Here is a 15,871-nt window from a genome sequence, read left to right as displayed (position 1 = left end):
ACCCAATGACAAACGAAGAAGGAAGTAGTGATGAAGAGCAAATTGTTAGCAGTCGCAGTGAGCATGCTGGGCCTGATCGCCGTTGATGCCCAAGCCCAGGACGGACCATGGCTGGTGCGCGCGCGCGCCGCGCACCTGAACCCGGCCGACAAGGCCACGCCGGTCGGCGGCGCCGGTGCGTCGGACCGCATCTCGGTGTCCGACAAAACCATTCCAGAAGTTGACGTCAGCTATTTTTTCACGCCCAATTTCGCGGCCGAGCTGGTGCTGACCTATCCGCAAAAACATGACGTGATGCTCGATGGCGCCAAGATCGGCACCTTCAAGCACTTGCCGCCAAGCTTGCTGGGCCAGTACCACTTCAACCCGATCGGCCAGTTCAAGCCTTACCTGGGCGCCGGTATCAACTACACGCGCATTTCGCAGGTCAAGCTGCTGGGCGGTGCGGGCGGACTGGAAAACCACAGCGTGGGCCTGGCCCTGCAAACCGGGGTCGATTTCAGGATCGATAAAAACTGGTCGCTCAACCTGGACATCAAGCGCATCACTATCCGCAGCGATGTGATGATCTCGGGCGCCAAGGCCAGCACCGTGAAGATCGATCCGGTCCTGATCGCCGTGGGCGCCGGTTACCGCTTCTGATGCAAGGGGGCGTGCCTGCCCTGGCAGGACGCCCTTTGCGGCCTAGCGCAGATTGGCTTGCGGCTTTTTCGTCAGTTCGTCGACGGCCGCCAGGATCTCGGCTTCCTTGTAGCCGCCGAAGCGGCGGTATCCCACGTACGTGAGCGGATAACCGCTGCCTTCGAGCGCGTTGTAGGCGATTGCGCCCGCTTCCGATGCTTCGACATCGACATCCTCGAAGGGGATCTTCTTTTCCTCGAACAGTTCGCGCTGCGCCTTGCAGTAGCCGCACCATTTGGTCCCGTACAGCACCACCTTTGGCTTGTCCTGCGCATCGAAATGGTTGGCCATGACGATGCGTTCGCGCCGCGTCAGCGCATCCTTGCCCAGCACTTCGCCGAGCATCCCGGCCAGGGCATGCACATCGTCGCCGACGCTGCGCCGCTTGCCGGCGATGACCGTGGGCAGCGCGTCCACGCGGTATTTGTTATCCGGCTCGGTGAGGACCACTTCCTGGAAGGCCGGCACGCGCTTTTTCAATTCCTTGCGTATCTTGTCGCAATGGTCGCCGCACTCGGCGCTGGTGAACAGCATCACGGCCGGCTTGCCATCCTTGTCGAACGCAGCGCCGCCGCCAGTGGACAGGCGCCCGGTTTTGTAGGCATACAAGGCGCCGCCGGCGATCAGGGCAAGGAACAGGATTGTTTTCATGGTCGTTTCAATAAATGACAGGGCCGGGCGAAGCTGTTCGCTTCGCCCGGCCTTGAGCACCGCTCCCGCGCAGGGAGCGAAGGGGTTTTACTTGCGTCCGGCCTTGATCATGTACTCCACCATGGCCGCTTCGGACACCGAGGCCCACATGTTCTGGTCCTGGCGGAATCGCTTCCATGGCTCGTAGATGGTCTTGAACTTGGCATTCTTGGCCGCTTCTTCGTTCATCACGTCCTGCGCCGCCTTGTAGCAGGCATCCATGATCTCTTTCGAGAAGGTGCGCAGCTTGACGCCGTTCTTGAGCAGGCGCGCCAGCGCCGCCGGGTTCTTGGCGTCGTACTCGGCCTGCATGCCGATGTGCGCTTCATACGTGGCGCATTCGAGCGCGGCCTGGTATTCCTTGGGCAGCTTTTCCCATTCCTTCATGTTCACGTAGAAGGAGAAGCTCGCGCCCGCTTCCCACCAGCCCGGCGCATAGTAATACGGCGCGACCTTGTAGAAGCCCAGTTTTTCGTCATCGTAAGGACCGACCCATTCGGCCGCGTCGATCGTGCCTTTTTCCAGTGCAGGATAAATGTCGCCACCGGCCAATTGCTGCGGCACCAGGCCCAGGCGCTCGAGTACCTTGCCGGCGAAACCGCCGACGCGCATCTTGGTACCCTTCAAGTCTTCCACCGACTTGATTTCCTTGCGGAACCAGCCACCCATCTGGGTGCCGGAATTACCGCCCAGGAAGTTGACGATGCCGTAGCCCTTGAAGAAGTTGCGGGTCAGTTCGCGTCCGCCGCCTTCCTGGTACCAGGCCGTATGCTGGCGCGAGGTGAGGCCGAACGGGACCGCGCAGTCGAAGGCGAAGGTGGCGTCCTTGCCGAAGTAGTAGTAGGACGCGCTGTGGCCGATTTCCACAGTGCCGGCCTGGACCGCGTCGAGCACTTGCAGGCCAGGGACGATTTCACCGGCCGCGAACGAGCGGATGGTGAACTTGCCACCGGTCAGTTCCGCAACGCGCTTGGTCAGGATATCGGCCGCGCCGAAAATGGTGTCCAGTGATTTTGGAAAACTGCTGGCGAGGCGCCAGGTGATGGTCGGATGCGACTGTGCCAGCGCCGGTGCGGCGACTGCGCCGGCTGCAGCGCCGACTGCCGCTTTTTTAATAAAGGAACGACGTTCCATATGTCTGTGTCTCCTGAAGTGTTTACATCACGGGAAAACCACCAGTGTCATGGTGCTAAGGCTAGTGTATTTGCGTCTAGGCAAGCATGCAATGCAATTTATCTTACAGCAGTCTTACAGGATGGGGAGGGGTGTTTCGCGTGGACACAAGGTGCACACGCGCAAAGGCGTCAGCGGCGATCAGCTGCCGGCCACGACCATGTTTTCGATCAGGATCGATCCGGTCTGCTTGTTTCCACGGATGAGAGTGTCATTGCCGATGGCAACGATCTGCTGGAAGATATCCTTCATGTTGCCGGCGATCGTGATTTCCTCGACCGGATACTGGATCACGCCATTCTCGACCCAGAAACCGGAGGCGCCGCGCGAATAGTCGCCGGTCACGTAGTTGGTGCCCTGGCCCATCAGTTCAGTGACCAGCAGGCCGCGCCCCATTTTCTTGATCATGCCGGCGAAGTCGTCGCCGCGTTTGGTCTGGGTCGAGCTCATGGTGAGGTTGTGCGAACCGCCCGCATTGCCCGTGGTTTTCATGCCCAGCTTGCGCGCCGAGTACGAGGACAGGAAATACCCCTGCACCACGCCATCCTTGACCACATTGCGGCGCACGGTGCGCACGCCTTCTTCATCGAACGGGGCCGAGCCGACCGCGCCGATCACGTGCGGGTCTTCCAGGATCTGGATATGCGAAGGGAACACCGGCTGTCCCAGCGAATCGAGCAGGAAGGTCGACTTGCGGTACAGCGCGCCGCCCGAGGTGGCTTGCACGAAGGCGCCCAGCAGGCCGGCCGCCAGCGGCGCCTCGAACAGCACCGGGCAGGTGCGCGTATCGAGCTTGCGCGCGTTCAGGCGCGCCAGGGCGCGTTCGGCGGCGTAGCGCCCGACCGCCTCCGGCTGGGCCATCTTGTTCGGATCGCGCACCGAGGTGTACCAGTCGTCGCGCTGCATCCTGGCGCCCTTGCCGGCGATCGGCGCCACCGACAGGGTGTGGCGCGAAAACGGATAGCCGCCCGCGAAACCGCGCGAATTGGCCGACACGAAGTGCGATTGCTGCACGTGCACGCTGGCGCCTTCGCTGTTGGTGATGCGCGCATCGACGTCGAACGCGGCCGCTTCGGCGCGCTGCGCCAGCACCACCGCTTCTTCGGTGGAGATCATCCACGGATAGCACAGGCGCAGGTCGCGCGGCTTCATTTCAAGCATGTCGGCATCGGCCAGGCCGGCGCAGTCGTCATCGGCCGTGAAACGGGCGATGTTGTAGGCCGCATCCACCGTGGCGCGCAGCGCTGCCGGGGAAAAGTCGGAGGTGCTGGCATTGCCGCGTTTTTGACCGATATACACGGTCACGCCCATGCCCTTGTCTTTATTCTGCTCGATCGTCTCGATTTTGCCACGCCGGACCGACACTGACAGACCGCTTCCCTCGCTGATGTCGACGGCTGCATCGGTGCCGCCCATCTCCTTGGCAAAGGCCAAAACGTCGCGCGCCAGCTGCTGCAGCTGATCCTGGGTGTGGATAAAGACGGAGTCGTTCATGTGGTGTTTTCTTCGGCTGTCCGGTTAAACGGGTATGATAGCAGTCGTTTACAGTTTTTACTGATCGGCTTTACGCCTATCGGAACCATATCATGCCAAATCCAAACCGGGGCGCCTGCGGCTTCCAATCGTCCGAGTTCGAGCAAGAATACGAACGCCCTTCCAAGTCCGAACTCAAGCGCCAGATGAGCGAGCTGCAAAAGCTCGGCGAAGAACTGGTCGCCGAAGCGCGCGACCGCGTCAAGCGCGTTCCCATGCCCGAAGACGTGCGCGATGCGATCCTGGCTTGCCAGCTGATCACCAACCACGAGGGACGGCGTCGCCAGATGCAATTCGTCGGCAAGAAGATGCGCACCCTCGACGAGGAAGAAGTGGCCGTCATCCAGCGCACCATCGATAGCTGGAAAGGCATGTCCAAGGCCGACACCGCCGCCCTGCACGCGCTCGAACGCCGCCGCGAAAAGCTGCTGGCCGACGACAAGGCCCTGACCGTGTTGCTCGAAGAAAACCCGGAACTCGATGTGCAGCACTTGCGCACCCTGATCCGCAACGCGCGCAAGGAACAGGCCGAGAACAAGCCACCCAAGGCCTACCGCGAGATCTTCCAGATCCTCAAGGACATCAACAAGAAGGGCAAGGCCGCGGCCAAGCCTGCGGACGAGGACGAAGACGGCGAGCCGATCGATGACGAGTCCGACGACGAGTAATGCCACGCAGTTGGCGGATGAACTGGTGATCGGCCTGGTGTCGGTCTCGGACCGCGCCAGCGGCGGCGTGTACGAAGACAAGGGCTTGCCGGCGCTGGCCGACTGGCTCGCCAGCGCCCTCACCACCCCTTACCGCATCGAAACGCGCCTGATTCCCGACGAACGGGCACGCATCGAAGCGACCCTGGTCGAACTGGTCGACGTGGCGCGCTGCCACCTGGTGCTGACCACGGGCGGCACCGGCCCTTCGCGGCGTGACGTCACGCCCGAGGCCACGGTCGCCATCGGCACCAAGGAAATGCCCGGTTTCGGCGAGCAGATGCGCCAGATCAGCCTGCAATTCGTGCCGACCGCGATTTTGTCGCGCCAGACTGCGGTGATCCGCGAGATCGACGGCCACGCCGCGCTGGTGATGAACCTGCCCGGCCAGCCGAAGGCGATCAGGGAAACCCTCGAAGGTCTTAAAGATGCAGACGGCAAGCAACTGGTCGGCGGCATTTTCGCGGCCGTGCCCTACTGCGTCGACCTGATCGGCGGTCCGTATATGGAAACCAACCCGGCCGTATGCAAGGCATTCCGGCCGAAATCGGCGCAGCGTCCCGCGCCGCCTACCGAAAATGAACGCATGAGCAAACTGTTAGACAACATCGAAATCGAAACCGCCCCGAACCCGACGGTGGCGATCATCTGGATGCACGGCCTGGGCGCGGACGGCAATGACTTCGTGCCGCTGGTAAGCGAGCTCGACTTGAAAGGCTTGCCCGGCATCCGCTTCGTCTTCCCGCACGCCAACACGATGCCGGTGACGGTCAACGGCGGCTACGTGATGCGCTCGTGGTACGACATCGTCAACGCCGACATCGGCCGGCGCGAAGATGAAGCCGGCCTGCGCGCCTCGCAATTGCAGGTCGAAGCCCTGATCGCGCGCGAAAAGGCGCGTGGCATTCCCGCCTCGCGCATCATCCTGGCGGGCTTCTCGCAGGGTTGCGCGATGACCTTGCAGACCGGCTTGCGCCATCCGGAAAAGCTGGCCGGACTGATGTGTTTGTCCGGTTATGTGCCGCTGGCCGACAAGATCGCCGCCGAGCGCTCGGAAGCCAGCCTGGGCACCCCGATTTTCCAGGTGCACGGGCAGCACGACGGCGTGATTCCGATCGCCCGTGCGATCGCTTCACGCGACCTGCTCAAGTCGCTGGGATACCAGCTTGAATGGCACGATTACACGATGCAGCACTCGCTGTGCCAGGAAGAAATCGACGATATCGGCGTCTGGCTCAAGAAAGTCCTGGCCTGATTCAAACTGCCAAGCCGTGCAAGTGAGTCCGTCTGCCCCAGAGAGCGTAGAATGCGTTCTTTGATAGCAAAGGCAGACAATGAAAAAAACCGGCATGGCAAAGAGTGACGCCAAAAAATTGATGGGCAAGATGGTCGCCCCTGGCGCAGCCGGCTTCGGCAACGCCGATAACGCCGCCGTCGACCGCCGCGAACAGCGCAAGCGCGACCAGGCCCTGGGCCTGGTCCCGTTCGCCGTCAAACTCAACAGCGACCTGGTGCTGCAACTGCAAACCCTGGCCAAGGAAGGCAACGCCGACCTCAACGAAGTCGTTGCCGAACTGCTGGCCAAGGGCCTCGCGGCCTGATCGACCCAAGGTGAAAACCGTCGTTCTCGGCGGGTACGGTAACTTCGGCGCCCGCATCTGCCGCGCCCTGGCGCCTGGCCCCGGCATCGAACTGATCGTCGCCGGGCGCGACCTGGACAAGGCCAGCGCCCTGGCCGGCGCCTGCGGGCACGGCACCGGCGCGGCGCGCATCGATATCCACGATCCCCACCTGGCACAGGCGCTGCGCGCCCTCGGCGCCGAACTCGTCATCCACACCGCAGGACCTTTCCAGCAGCAGGACTACCGCACCGCGCTGGCCACGGCGGCCGCTGGCGCCCACTATATCGACCTGGCCGACGGGCGCCGCTTCGTGTGCGACTTTCCGGCCGCGCTGGACGGCGCCTTCCGCCAGCAACAGCGCATCGCCATCACGGGCGCGAGCAGCGTGCCGGCCATGTCGTCGGCCGTGGTCGACCATTTGACGGCGGGCTGGCGCACTATTTCCTCCATCGACATGTGCATCGCGCCGGCCCAGACCGCGCCGCGCGGGGTGGCGACCATGGCGGCGGTGCTGAGCTACTGCGGCGCCCCGATCCAGGTGTGGCAGGATGGCCGCTGGGTCACCCAGCTGGGCTGGGCGGCTCCCAAAACGGTGGCGTACGCGCGCCTGCGCCCGCGCCTGGCATCGCTGTGCGACATTCCCGACCTTGAACTGTTCCCGGCCCATTATGCGGGCGTGCAGTCGGTGATGTTCCGCGCCGCGCTCGAAATTGGCGTGAGCCAGCGCGGCATGGCACTGCTGGCGGGCTTGCGCCGCATTGGGCTGGTGCCCCGTCCGGAACGCCTGGCCGGCCTGCTCAACCGCGCCGCCGACGGCTTGAATTTCCTCGGCTCGTCGCTGGGCGGGATGGTGGTGCGGGTGCGCGGCCTCGACGCCAATGGCAAGAGCGCGCAGCGCGCCTGGCACATCGCCGCCGATCACGATCATGGCCCGGAAATTCCGTGCATGGCCGCCGTCCTGCTGGCGCGCCGGCTGGCGGCGGGTACCCTGGACCGGATCGGCGCGTTTACCAGCGTCGGGCAGCTGACCCTGGCGGAGTTCGAACCGGAGTTTGGCAAGTGGGGCATGGTGACCGACCTCGGCGAGTGATCGGTTATCATCCGTCCTTGGACAACAACGCTGAAAGAGGTAACACCATGGCCAAGAAAGAAGAACTCGACGAAGAAACCCTGGCGCTGATCCATTGGTGCATCGAGGTGGAAGGCTTCCTGGTGGCCGGCGGCGCAACCCAGAAGCAGGCGCAAGACCATATCGAGGAACAGGTCGAGTGGTTTACCGACCAGTTCTACGATGGCTTGACGCCGGAAGAAGCGGCGAAGGAAGCGCTCGCTTAACGCGGCGCTACCTCATCCGGCGCGGCCGGTGCATCGCGGCCGGTGCGGCGCACCGGCCGCCACTGGACGCGCTGGCCGTCCCACAAGGCGTGCGGGTCGGGCGGCGACGCTGGCGGCCAGAACGCGGCCTTGAAGCGCTTTCGGTTGTCGGGGTCGGTCGCCAGCTTGTCGCCGATGGCCAGTTCCAGCGCGTCATGCCTTGCGCGATCGCGCGCCAGCGCCGGATGCCTTGCATCGGCCGCTTCCGGGGTTCCGCTGGCCGCGAGATAGCGCACCCAGATGGCCCAGTCTTCCATCACCAGGGCCAGCAGCTCAGGCGCAATCGGTGACAAGTAATAAATTTCCTCGTCACGGTCTTCCAGGCCATACATATATACCCGTTCGCATAAATATGCGGAACGCCGTCCAGCTCGGCGATGCCGAGCAAATTGCCGTCGTAAAAAACGTTGACGGTCAATACACGATCGAATTTCATCTACCTCGTTCTTTCGGCCACCGGGGCTGCAAAAGTTCAATATTCCGGAGCAATCGTTGAGACGTACACAGTCGTCGTCACTTAAGGTCGGAGCGGCCTGTGCCCGCGTAACGATGCCGCGTACGCTGTCTGCACGCTCACTGCCCACCGCAGGCAGTCTCCACCGCAAAGTACTTTACAACGTTGCCAACTCCGACGTCCCGGATCATGACCATCGACCTCCGATGCGACGAGCACGATATACGAAAAATCGAATCGCTTTTGCTCGACCACGACATCGCACGGAGTTACTTCCGGGGCGAACTGCATGACTGGCTGGGGAACAGTTTCGATGGCGTTTGGCTGGAACTAAAAGGTCGCAAGCCAGTCAGACTGAATACCGAAACGAGCGCGCACCTTTTTATGATACCGGACAGGTCAACGGTAAGGGTACTCAAAGTGAACGAGGATGGCAACGCACCGGCGGGCACGAAGATCCATTTCGTCAATTCCTTCGTCCCGGACGGTGAGCAAAACAGTGTCGTTATCTTCTCCTTGGAAAAAACGCCTGGCGTTTGGTGCGCCGCTTTGCATATCGGCAGGATGATGCTGCGCCCGGATGCACCAGCCAGACTTTGCACCGTTGCGTTTGGCATGATGGCGGTCACCGCCTACCGTCTCGGCTTCGATCATATCCAGCTTTACGCCGCAGGACGGGGACCTCTGCACCAGAACGATCCCGACGCGTATATCGGATATCGCGTTTGGCCTAAATTCGGTTTCGACGCGCCTGTGAACGCCGCCGAAATGAGCAGGCATCCCGTTGTGTCAATGCATGGGTTGCGCACGGTACAGGAAGTCGTCGCATGCACCCCGGCGTGGTGGGACGCCTGCGGCAGTGGGCGTCCGATGCAGTTTGATGTAAGCCCGACCAGTCGATCGTGGTCGACTTTGATAAACTACCTTTGGACGACCCTGGCGGATTTTTAGCCACCGTTGCAATCACCAAAGCAATCCTACTTGAGGTGAACGCCATGAAACCACTTACCAAAGCGCAAGCAGAACAGCTCGCCGAGTACAGGCGTGCATCGGACGAACTGCGAAAAAAAATCGCTGCCACAGCTGTCCGCGACGAGAACGAAATTCTTCCGGTGAACGGCGTCTTTCACTTCCCGCGCTGCAGGCCGCTGACCTCTGAGCAGGCCTTCGCCCTGTTCGGAAAATCAGAGTTTTCCGACAGCGTGCTTCGAGAGATTGCCGACGACGGCGTCAAGCAAACAGACGAGCTTGTTGCTTACAAGCGTGCAGCGGCCACGCTGCGGAAAGAAATCGCTGCCACCGCAATACCTGACGACCGGGAAATTCTTCCGGTGGGCGGAAGAGTTCATTTAACCCTGAGGGGCAAACCTTTGAATCCCGAACAACAGAAAGTGCAGTTCGGCGAGTCAGCGTTTTCCATCACCGTGCTTCGGGAATTCGCCGACGACGGTACCTGAGTCCGCCTCCTGCCACCTTGACCGGCGTGACCGCCACTACTCCGGCAATGGCGCCGCCGTCGATACCGGCGCCGGCGTCTGCGCCGCGTTCATCACCATCGCCAGGAACGTGTAGTACCCATTGATCCCCATCAAATCGACCACACCTTTTTCGCCGAACAGCGCCAGCGCGTTGGCATACGTCACATCGCTGACCCGCTTGCTCCTGTGCAGCTCCACGCAAAAATCGTAGACCAGCGCTTCATCGACCAGCATCGCAGGCGACTTGCGGCGCTGCGCAATGGCCGCGACGATGCCCGGCTCGATGCCGCTGCGCTCGGCAATCGGCGCGTGGATCGCCCACTCGACCTGCTGGTCCCACTCGCGCGCCGTCACCAGAATCGCGATTTCCGACAGGCGCGTGCCGATCGCGCTGCGGTAGCGCAGGTACTCGCCCATGCGCTGCGCGCTTTCCATCAGCTCCGGGCTGCGCAGCAGCGGCACGAACGGCCCGTACAGCGCCCCGCGCGGGCCGTCGATGATGGCTTGGGCGACGGCCTGCTGCTGCGGCGCGAGCTGCTCGAAGGGGATGGGGCCTAGTCTTTCTCTCATCAAAGAATGTTCCCAAAGGCGGAAATATTTCGCAAATGCATAGCAAAATTGATTTTAAATTCATCGTACTTTGTTTTGCTTTTTCGAGGTGTGCAGATTCATGAAAAAATTTCATGGCCCCCGAAAATGTGTGTTCATGACGACGCTATACTGGACTCAGTGGCTCCGGCCGAACACCTCGCTGCCGGACCACCAGCTTCCAAGTGCAATGGATCTCGATGACAAAAATACTGAGGAGATATTGAGATGTCGAAAACGGCAAAGGCGGTATGGGGCGGTATTCTGATGTTGGCGGCAGGCGGGGCATCTGCCCAGTCGTCGGTAACAATCGGTGGATTGGTCGATCAGTATGTTGGATCGTTGCAGTATAGCGGTGAACCTGCACGCCGCACGGTGGTGCAAAATGGCGGCATGTCGACCTCGTGGTTTGGCTTTCGCGGCGTCGAGGATCTGGGCGGCGGCCTGAAAGCCGAGTTTATGCTCAACGGCTTCTTCCTTGCCGACACCGGCGCCTCGGGACGCTTCGGCGGCGACAACCTGTTCTCGCGCGACGCCTTCCTCGCGCTGTCGGGCAGTTTCGGAAAAATCACGGTGGGGCGCACCAGCGCGCCGAGTTTCCTGCCTGCCGTGCTATTTAACCCCTTCGGCGATTCCTTCCAGTTTTCCCCGCTGATCCTGCACACCTACGTGCCGGCCGGAACTGTCGGTGCGCGCAAATGGGTCGCCACCACGGCTGGCGATAGCGGCTGGAGCAACCAGATCCAGTATTCCACGCCGGTGGTGAATAACTTCCAGTTCAATTTCTATTATGCGCCGGGCGAGCAAGCCGGCAAGAGCAGCAACAAGAACGTCGCAGTCAACGCTTACTACAATAATGGTCCGCTCGGCTTGACCGCGGTCTACCATACCGTGCGGGTGAGTAATCCGAATGGGGGCCTGCCGATCCTCGACGCCACCAAAGCGCCAAACGATTACAGCAGCATTGAAAAGCAAACCGGCTTCTACCTGGGTGCACGCTACGATTTTTCGGTGCTTAAGGCATTCGTCACTTACCGAAAAAACAATGACGATGCCGCCGCCGCCCGCGAGATGGACGACAAGACATTTACCTTGGGGGCAAGCGTGCCGACCGCCAGCGGCGCCATCCTGGTCGGCTATGCCAATACCGAACGTGGCGGCAACTTGCTCGCGGCAGACCTCAAACGCGATACGCTCAGTGTTGGGTACGACCACAACCTGTCCAAGCGCACCGACTTATACACGATCTTCATGTCCGACAAGATCACCGCATCGTCGCGTGCCCGCAGCTTCGCGGCCGGGGTACGCCACCGGTTCTGAGTTGGGTTTGGAGCACGGCGTGGGGACCGCCGTGCTGGGATTGCCTTACTTGTAGATGCCGCAAGCGATCAGGATATCGTCGACCTTTTCAATATAGGCCGACTTCGGTTGCAGCGCTCCCGTTTGCGGATGGGGCCAGACGAAATCGACCCAGCCGCTGCCTTTCTGTTGTGCCACGTCGATGTAGCTCTTGACGGTGCGCACACCATTCTGGTCTTTCACTTCATACATATTGCGGCCAATAATTTTTGGATTGGGGCTGGCCAGGTTGATGCCCTTCATGTCGTAGGCAAAGATATACAGGCTGCCGTCGACGAACTTCCCTTTGGGGTCATTGAATGCGGCTATAGCTTTTTCACGGCCCACTTCCTTGTAATACGCAACCCTTTTTTTTACCATGGCGATTGCTTCCTCCGGCGTGCGTTTCTCTTCCGCGGCGGCGCCGGCTTGCATGCCGATGGCAAGAACAAACATCGCTAACGCTTTGAAAAAAATCTTCATAATGTCCCCTCCGGTTTGGCGTCATGGAGCCCGATTCTGGCCCGGTGAACCTTGCAGGTTCTCATTAATATTAGCAGCTTTTTTTACTTAAAACGACGGGCAACAGCGATTTGTCCGTCCGGTACGACAGCAATCCCTTACCCAATGACAGCAGCGCCGCCGCGACCAAGCCCTGGGCCTGGTGCCTTTCGCCGTCACGCTCAATAGCGAGCTGGTGGCGCACCTAGTTGGCGGCGCTGAAACGCGTCGGCGGGCAGGGCGTCATTGACCTGGCAGGCATCAACGGCTACTACACCTTTCTGGCGACGACGATTCATGCGGCGCGGACGGCTGTCCCAGTGTCGCCTGCCAAGCCGTTACCTGAGTAGACCTCCTTGCGCTTGGACTGGGAGCGATGGTCGCCAAGTAAATCATGTATTGATGGCCCGTCTATTATCAGCTCCGGACTGCGCAGCAGTGGCACGAACGGCCCGTACAGCGCCCCGCGCGGGCCGTCGATGATGGCCTGCGCCGCCGCTTGCTGCGCGGCCGTTAATTGTTCCGCAGCCATCGGCCCGAGTCGGTCGATCATGGTGCTTGCCTTTTCTCTGTTGCATTTATTGCCGTGGGTAAAAATATTCGCACAGCCCCGGGGATAAATCAAAAGAATCGCGCCGTTCTCAGCTTATTGTCAAGCATCAACCATTTCAGCGACGAGGAAGCCATGAGTCACATGATGCACCGCAATCTCCGGCAAACCCCGCCGGTTGCCGTCAGCGCCCAGGGAATGCTGGTGCGCGACAGCGAGGGGAAGACCTACATCGATGCCTGCGGCGGCGCGGCGGTGTCCTCGCTCGGCCACGGCCATCCGGATATCCTGAGCGCGATGCACCGCCAGATCGACCGCAACGCCTACGCCCACACCGCCTTCTTCACCACCGACGTGGCCGAGGAACTGGCCGACCGCCTCACCGCCGGCGCGCCGGAAGGCTTGAGCCAAGTGTACCTCGTCTCGGGCGGCTCGGAAGCGATGGAAACGGCGATGAAGCTGGCGCGCCAGTATTTTGTCGAAACCGGCCAGACCCAGCGCACCAAATTCATCGGGCGCCGCCAGAGCTACCACGGCAACACGCTGGGCGCGCTGGCCGTGGGCGGCAACGAGTGGCGGCGGCGCCATTTCGCGCCCCTGCTGATCGACGTGACGCGCGTGGCGCCCTGCTACGAATACCGCGACCGCCTGCCGGACCAGACCCAGGACCAGTACACCAGCGCCCTGCTGCGCGAACTCGACGAACAGATCCACGCGGCCGGCCCGCACACCATCATCGCCTTCGTGGCCGAGCCGGTGGTGGGCGCGACCGGCGGCGCGATTCCGCCCACGCCCGGCTACTTCCGTGGCGTGCGCAGCCTGTGCGACCGCTACGGCATCCTGTTCATCGCCGATGAAGTCATGTGCGGCATGGGCCGCACCGGCACCATGTATTCGATCGAGCAGGATGGGGTCGCGCCCGACATCATCACCATCGCCAAGGGACTGGGGGCCGGCTACCAGCCGATCGGCGCGGTGCTGGCCCAGCGCGCCCTGGTCGACCAGCTGCGCAAGGGCAGCGGCGCATTCCAGCACGGGCATACCTACATCGGCCATCCGGTGGCCGCCGCCGCCGCGCTGGCGGTGCAAAAGGTGATCGAGCGCGACGACCTGCTGGCGGCGGTGCGCCTGCGCGGCGAATCGCTGCGGCGCATGCTGCAGGCCGAATTCGGCGCGCATCCGAACGTGGGCGACATCCGCGGCCGCGGCCTGCTGCTGGCGCTCGAACTGGTCAAGGAGCGCGACAGCAAGCAGCCGTTCGACCCGGCGCGCAAGCTGCACGCCTCGGTCAAGAACAAGGCCATGGCGAATGGCCTGATGGTGTACCCGATGGGCGGCACCATCGATGGCGTGCACGGTGACCATATCCTGCTGGCGCCGCCATTCATCGCGACCGAAGCGGACCTGTCGGAGATCGTGTCGCGCCTGTCGGACGCCATCGCCGCCGCCCTCGACTGAAGCGGCAGCCGGCGTCCGCTACGGCGTCCGCTACGGCGTCCGCTACGGCGCCGCCCCCTTGCCGGCCAGCCTAGTTGGCCGGCGTCTTGACGATCATGTCGACGATGGTCCACGAAAAGTCGGAACGCAGCGTGCCGTCGAACAGCGGGTCGGTGATGCTCATGTAAAAATCGCTGGCGTACGGCATGACGGGTTTCGGCGCCGGCACGTAGGCCGCCATGTTGTGGCAGGTCATGCAGTTCGACTGCATTCCGGTGTTGGCGTTGATCGCGCCATTGATCGGGCGGCTGATGCCGGCAAACACCTCCGGCCCGAAACCGGCTTCCAGATACGGGTTGTAGCCATACACCGGCGTCCCGACATTCTTGCCGCCGGTGATAGGCTGCGCCGGCGAGACGGTGGAATACGCCAGCGCCATCGCATAGTGGCGCGCCGCGCCGTCCAGGTTCGCGATCGGCCGCGCGCCGGCGATGGCGGACGAACTGGGCGCGAATGGACGGTCGGCATTGGCCGACCACCAGAAGGTTTGCCAGGTCCACATCTTGTTTTCGCGCGTGGTGACGTGCATGCCGACCAGGATCGCGATGTCGCCGGCCCTGACCGGCTGGTTGAGGCGGGCCGACAGCAAGGCCGCATTGTCGGCGCTGATCCGGCTATGGATGAAGTCGCTCAGATAGAAGGTGTTGGCGGGGGTGCGGTTATTGCAGCCGGCATCGTTGCTGTTGCCGCCGATGCCGCTCGGCCGGTTGACATCCACGTACACGCAGCTGTTCCAGTCCGCTTCGCCAAAGCCGCTGTCCGGCTTGGCGGCAGCGGGCCCGGGCCAGCCCGGAAAGCTGTAGATGCCGCGCGCCACGTTCTTGGGAATAATCTTGAAGACCGGCTTGATCGCGATCGCATTTGCTGGAAAATTCGGCAGCTCGCTGTAGCCGTTCGCCATCAGCTGCTTGAGCGTGCTTTCATAAAACAGGCGGTTGCTGATCGCATGTTGCGCGGCCGGCGGGTTGTACGCCACCGACACCAGGATTTCCGTGTCGGGCCGGGCCTCCTTGGACGTGGCGTCAAGCGTGCCTGCCGTGGCATTCTTGAGCGGCCGCCGGTGGCCATGCTGGAACTGGCGCGGCAGGTGCAGGTCCAGCGTGGGACGCGGAAACGGGCCGCGCTTGCCCTCTTCGCGCTGGCGCTCGGGCGCGCTGCGGAAGATGATGTTCGACGGCGAGGTCCAGGTCTCGAACGCGCGCACCAGCGCGCCGTCGATCGTGCCGACCGGCTGGGTCAGCCCGGCCCACAGTCCCCAGGCGTGCTGCTGGATCTGGCTCTCGTTAGCACCGAAAATCCATTGGTTCAGCTGGGTCTCGGGCTTGGGAAACACAAACGCCAGGTTGGGACGCGGCAAGTCGGGCAGGCACACCAGGTTGCCGTCGATATTGCCGATGTCGCCGTACTGGCGGGTCGCGTTCAGGCAGGCATCGACCTTGTCCATGGTGGTGACCTGCTGGGCCCCGCTGAGTCTTTTACAATTGGCCCTGAGCAGGTCGCCGATGACAAAAATATTGTTGCAGGAAAGTTGATAGCTGCCGTTGGGAATGGTCTGTGCGGCGACGGGCAAGGTTGCCGCCCAGCTTGCCAGGGCAAGCAGGAGAGGGGTGCGATAGCTGGTCATGGTCTCTTTCTTCTGTCGATTGAAAGGAGAGGGAGCCGCATGGCGCAAACAGGGCCATGCA

General features: G+C 62.2%; 18 protein-coding genes and 1 pseudogene. 11 read left to right on the top strand and 8 right to left on the bottom strand.

Annotation, left to right across the window (positions count from 1 at the left end; translation table 11 throughout):
- Nucleotides 1–30 precede the first annotated feature (30 nt).
- The gene (locus PO883_RS05440) at nt 31–642 is read left to right on the top strand and encodes an OmpW family protein (protein ID WP_289308828.1); all 612 of its coding nucleotides are present in this window, start codon (nt 31–33) and stop codon (nt 640–642) included.
- A gap of 42 nt (nt 643–684) precedes the next feature.
- Here the strand turns inward: PO883_RS05440 and PO883_RS05435 are convergent, their stop codons facing one another.
- The 3 genes from PO883_RS05435 to pmbA all read right to left on the bottom strand — a co-directional run bounded on the left by PO883_RS05435 (nt 685) and on the right by pmbA (nt 4,038).
- Entirely contained in the window at nt 685–1,332 is a 648-nt protein-coding gene (locus PO883_RS05435; RefSeq protein ID WP_289308827.1) for a glutaredoxin family protein, read from the bottom strand.
- A gap of 87 nt (nt 1,333–1,419) precedes the next feature.
- The gene (locus PO883_RS05430) at nt 1,420–2,505 is read right to left on the bottom strand and encodes a TRAP transporter substrate-binding protein (RefSeq protein ID WP_289308826.1); all 1,086 of its coding nucleotides are present in this window, start codon (nt 2,503–2,505) and stop codon (nt 1,420–1,422) included.
- Between the two features lie 180 nt (nt 2,506–2,685).
- Nucleotides 2,686–4,038, bottom strand: a complete 1,353-nt coding sequence (gene pmbA / locus PO883_RS05425; protein WP_289308825.1) for a metalloprotease PmbA — start codon at nt 4,036–4,038, stop codon at nt 2,686–2,688.
- A gap of 92 nt (nt 4,039–4,130) precedes the next feature.
- On the opposite strand from pmbA, the gene yjgA reads away from it, so the two are divergent.
- The 6 genes and pseudogenes from yjgA to PO883_RS05395 all read left to right on the top strand — a co-directional run bounded on the left by yjgA (nt 4,131) and on the right by PO883_RS05395 (nt 7,741).
- Entirely contained in the window at nt 4,131–4,745 is a 615-nt protein-coding gene (gene yjgA, locus PO883_RS05420; protein ID WP_167087519.1) for a ribosome biogenesis factor YjgA, read from the top strand.
- A pseudogene (gene mog / locus PO883_RS05415) lies at nt 4,723–5,352 on the top strand (molybdopterin adenylyltransferase); the annotation flags it as partial. The gene yjgA and the pseudogene mog, both read left to right, overlap by 23 nt.
- Nucleotides 5,353–5,370: 18 nt before the next feature.
- Nucleotides 5,371–6,039 (top strand): alpha/beta hydrolase, encoded by a 669-nt coding sequence (locus tag PO883_RS05410; RefSeq protein WP_289308907.1) that lies wholly within the window; start codon nt 5,371–5,373, stop codon nt 6,037–6,039.
- 79 nt (nt 6,040–6,118) lie between these two features.
- Nucleotides 6,119–6,385, top strand: coding sequence for a hypothetical protein (locus PO883_RS05405; protein WP_289308824.1), 267 nt, complete (start codon nt 6,119–6,121; stop codon nt 6,383–6,385).
- A gap of 10 nt (nt 6,386–6,395) precedes the next feature.
- Nucleotides 6,396–7,496: a saccharopine dehydrogenase gene (locus PO883_RS05400; protein WP_289308823.1), complete on the top strand. Its 1,101-nt coding sequence runs from the start codon at nt 6,396–6,398 to the stop codon at nt 7,494–7,496.
- Nucleotides 7,497–7,543: 47 nt separating this feature from the next.
- Nucleotides 7,544–7,741, top strand: a complete 198-nt coding sequence (locus PO883_RS05395) for a hypothetical protein (protein ID WP_054268373.1) — start codon at nt 7,544–7,546, stop codon at nt 7,739–7,741.
- Here the strand turns inward: PO883_RS05395 and PO883_RS05390 are convergent.
- The gene (locus PO883_RS05390) at nt 7,738–8,073 is read right to left on the bottom strand and encodes a hypothetical protein (RefSeq protein ID WP_289308822.1); all 336 of its coding nucleotides are present in this window, start codon (nt 8,071–8,073) and stop codon (nt 7,738–7,740) included. The genes PO883_RS05395 and PO883_RS05390 overlap by 4 nt on opposite strands.
- 350 nt (nt 8,074–8,423) lie before the next feature.
- Between PO883_RS05390 and PO883_RS05385 the strand changes: the two genes are divergently transcribed.
- The gene (locus tag PO883_RS05385) at nt 8,424–9,185 is read left to right on the top strand and encodes a hypothetical protein (RefSeq protein WP_289308821.1); all 762 of its coding nucleotides are present in this window, start codon (nt 8,424–8,426) and stop codon (nt 9,183–9,185) included.
- Between the two features lie 44 nt (nt 9,186–9,229).
- Nucleotides 9,230–9,691 carry a hypothetical protein gene (locus PO883_RS05380; protein ID WP_289308820.1) on the top strand — a complete coding sequence of 154 codons (462 nt, stop codon included), beginning with the start codon at nt 9,230–9,232 and terminating at the stop codon, nt 9,689–9,691.
- A 36-nt stretch (nt 9,692–9,727) separates the two neighbouring features.
- On the opposite strand, the gene PO883_RS05375 is transcribed toward PO883_RS05380, so the two are convergent.
- The gene (locus PO883_RS05375; protein ID WP_167087533.1) at nt 9,728–10,282 is read right to left on the bottom strand and encodes a carboxymuconolactone decarboxylase family protein; all 555 of its coding nucleotides are present in this window, start codon (nt 10,280–10,282) and stop codon (nt 9,728–9,730) included.
- A gap of 246 nt (nt 10,283–10,528) precedes the next feature.
- Here PO883_RS05375 and PO883_RS05370 point away from each other — a divergent pair, with 246 nt between their 5' ends.
- A complete protein-coding gene (locus PO883_RS05370) occupies nt 10,529–11,620 on the top strand; it encodes a porin (protein ID WP_289308819.1) in 1,092 nt (363 codons plus the stop codon).
- A 45-nt stretch (nt 11,621–11,665) separates the two neighbouring features.
- Here PO883_RS05370 and PO883_RS05365 read toward each other — a convergent pair whose 3' ends face one another.
- Nucleotides 11,666–12,121 carry a cache domain-containing protein gene (locus tag PO883_RS05365; protein ID WP_289308818.1) on the bottom strand — a complete coding sequence of 152 codons (456 nt, stop codon included), beginning with the start codon at nt 12,119–12,121 and terminating at the stop codon, nt 11,666–11,668.
- Between the two features lie 313 nt (nt 12,122–12,434).
- Nucleotides 12,435–12,692, bottom strand: coding sequence for a hypothetical protein (locus tag PO883_RS34870; RefSeq protein WP_308605743.1), 258 nt, complete (start codon nt 12,690–12,692; stop codon nt 12,435–12,437).
- 132 nt (nt 12,693–12,824) lie between these two features.
- Between PO883_RS34870 and PO883_RS05355 the strand changes: the two genes are divergently transcribed.
- On the top strand, nt 12,825–14,147 hold the full coding sequence (locus tag PO883_RS05355; RefSeq protein WP_289308817.1) for an aspartate aminotransferase family protein: 1,323 nt from the start codon (nt 12,825–12,827) through the stop codon (nt 14,145–14,147).
- A gap of 70 nt (nt 14,148–14,217) precedes the next feature.
- On the opposite strand, the gene PO883_RS05350 is transcribed toward PO883_RS05355, so the two are convergent.
- Nucleotides 14,218–15,810 (bottom strand): hypothetical protein, encoded by a 1,593-nt coding sequence (locus tag PO883_RS05350; RefSeq protein WP_289308816.1) that lies wholly within the window; start codon nt 15,808–15,810, stop codon nt 14,218–14,220.
- Between the last annotated feature and the right edge of the window lie 61 nt (nt 15,811–15,871).

The organism is Massilia sp. DJPM01 (assembly GCF_030348125.1).
In the GTDB taxonomy this organism is placed as follows: Bacteria; Pseudomonadota; Gammaproteobacteria; order Burkholderiales; family Burkholderiaceae_D; genus Telluria_A; species Telluria_A frigida.
This window is presented reverse-complemented; position numbering and strand designations above follow the sequence as displayed.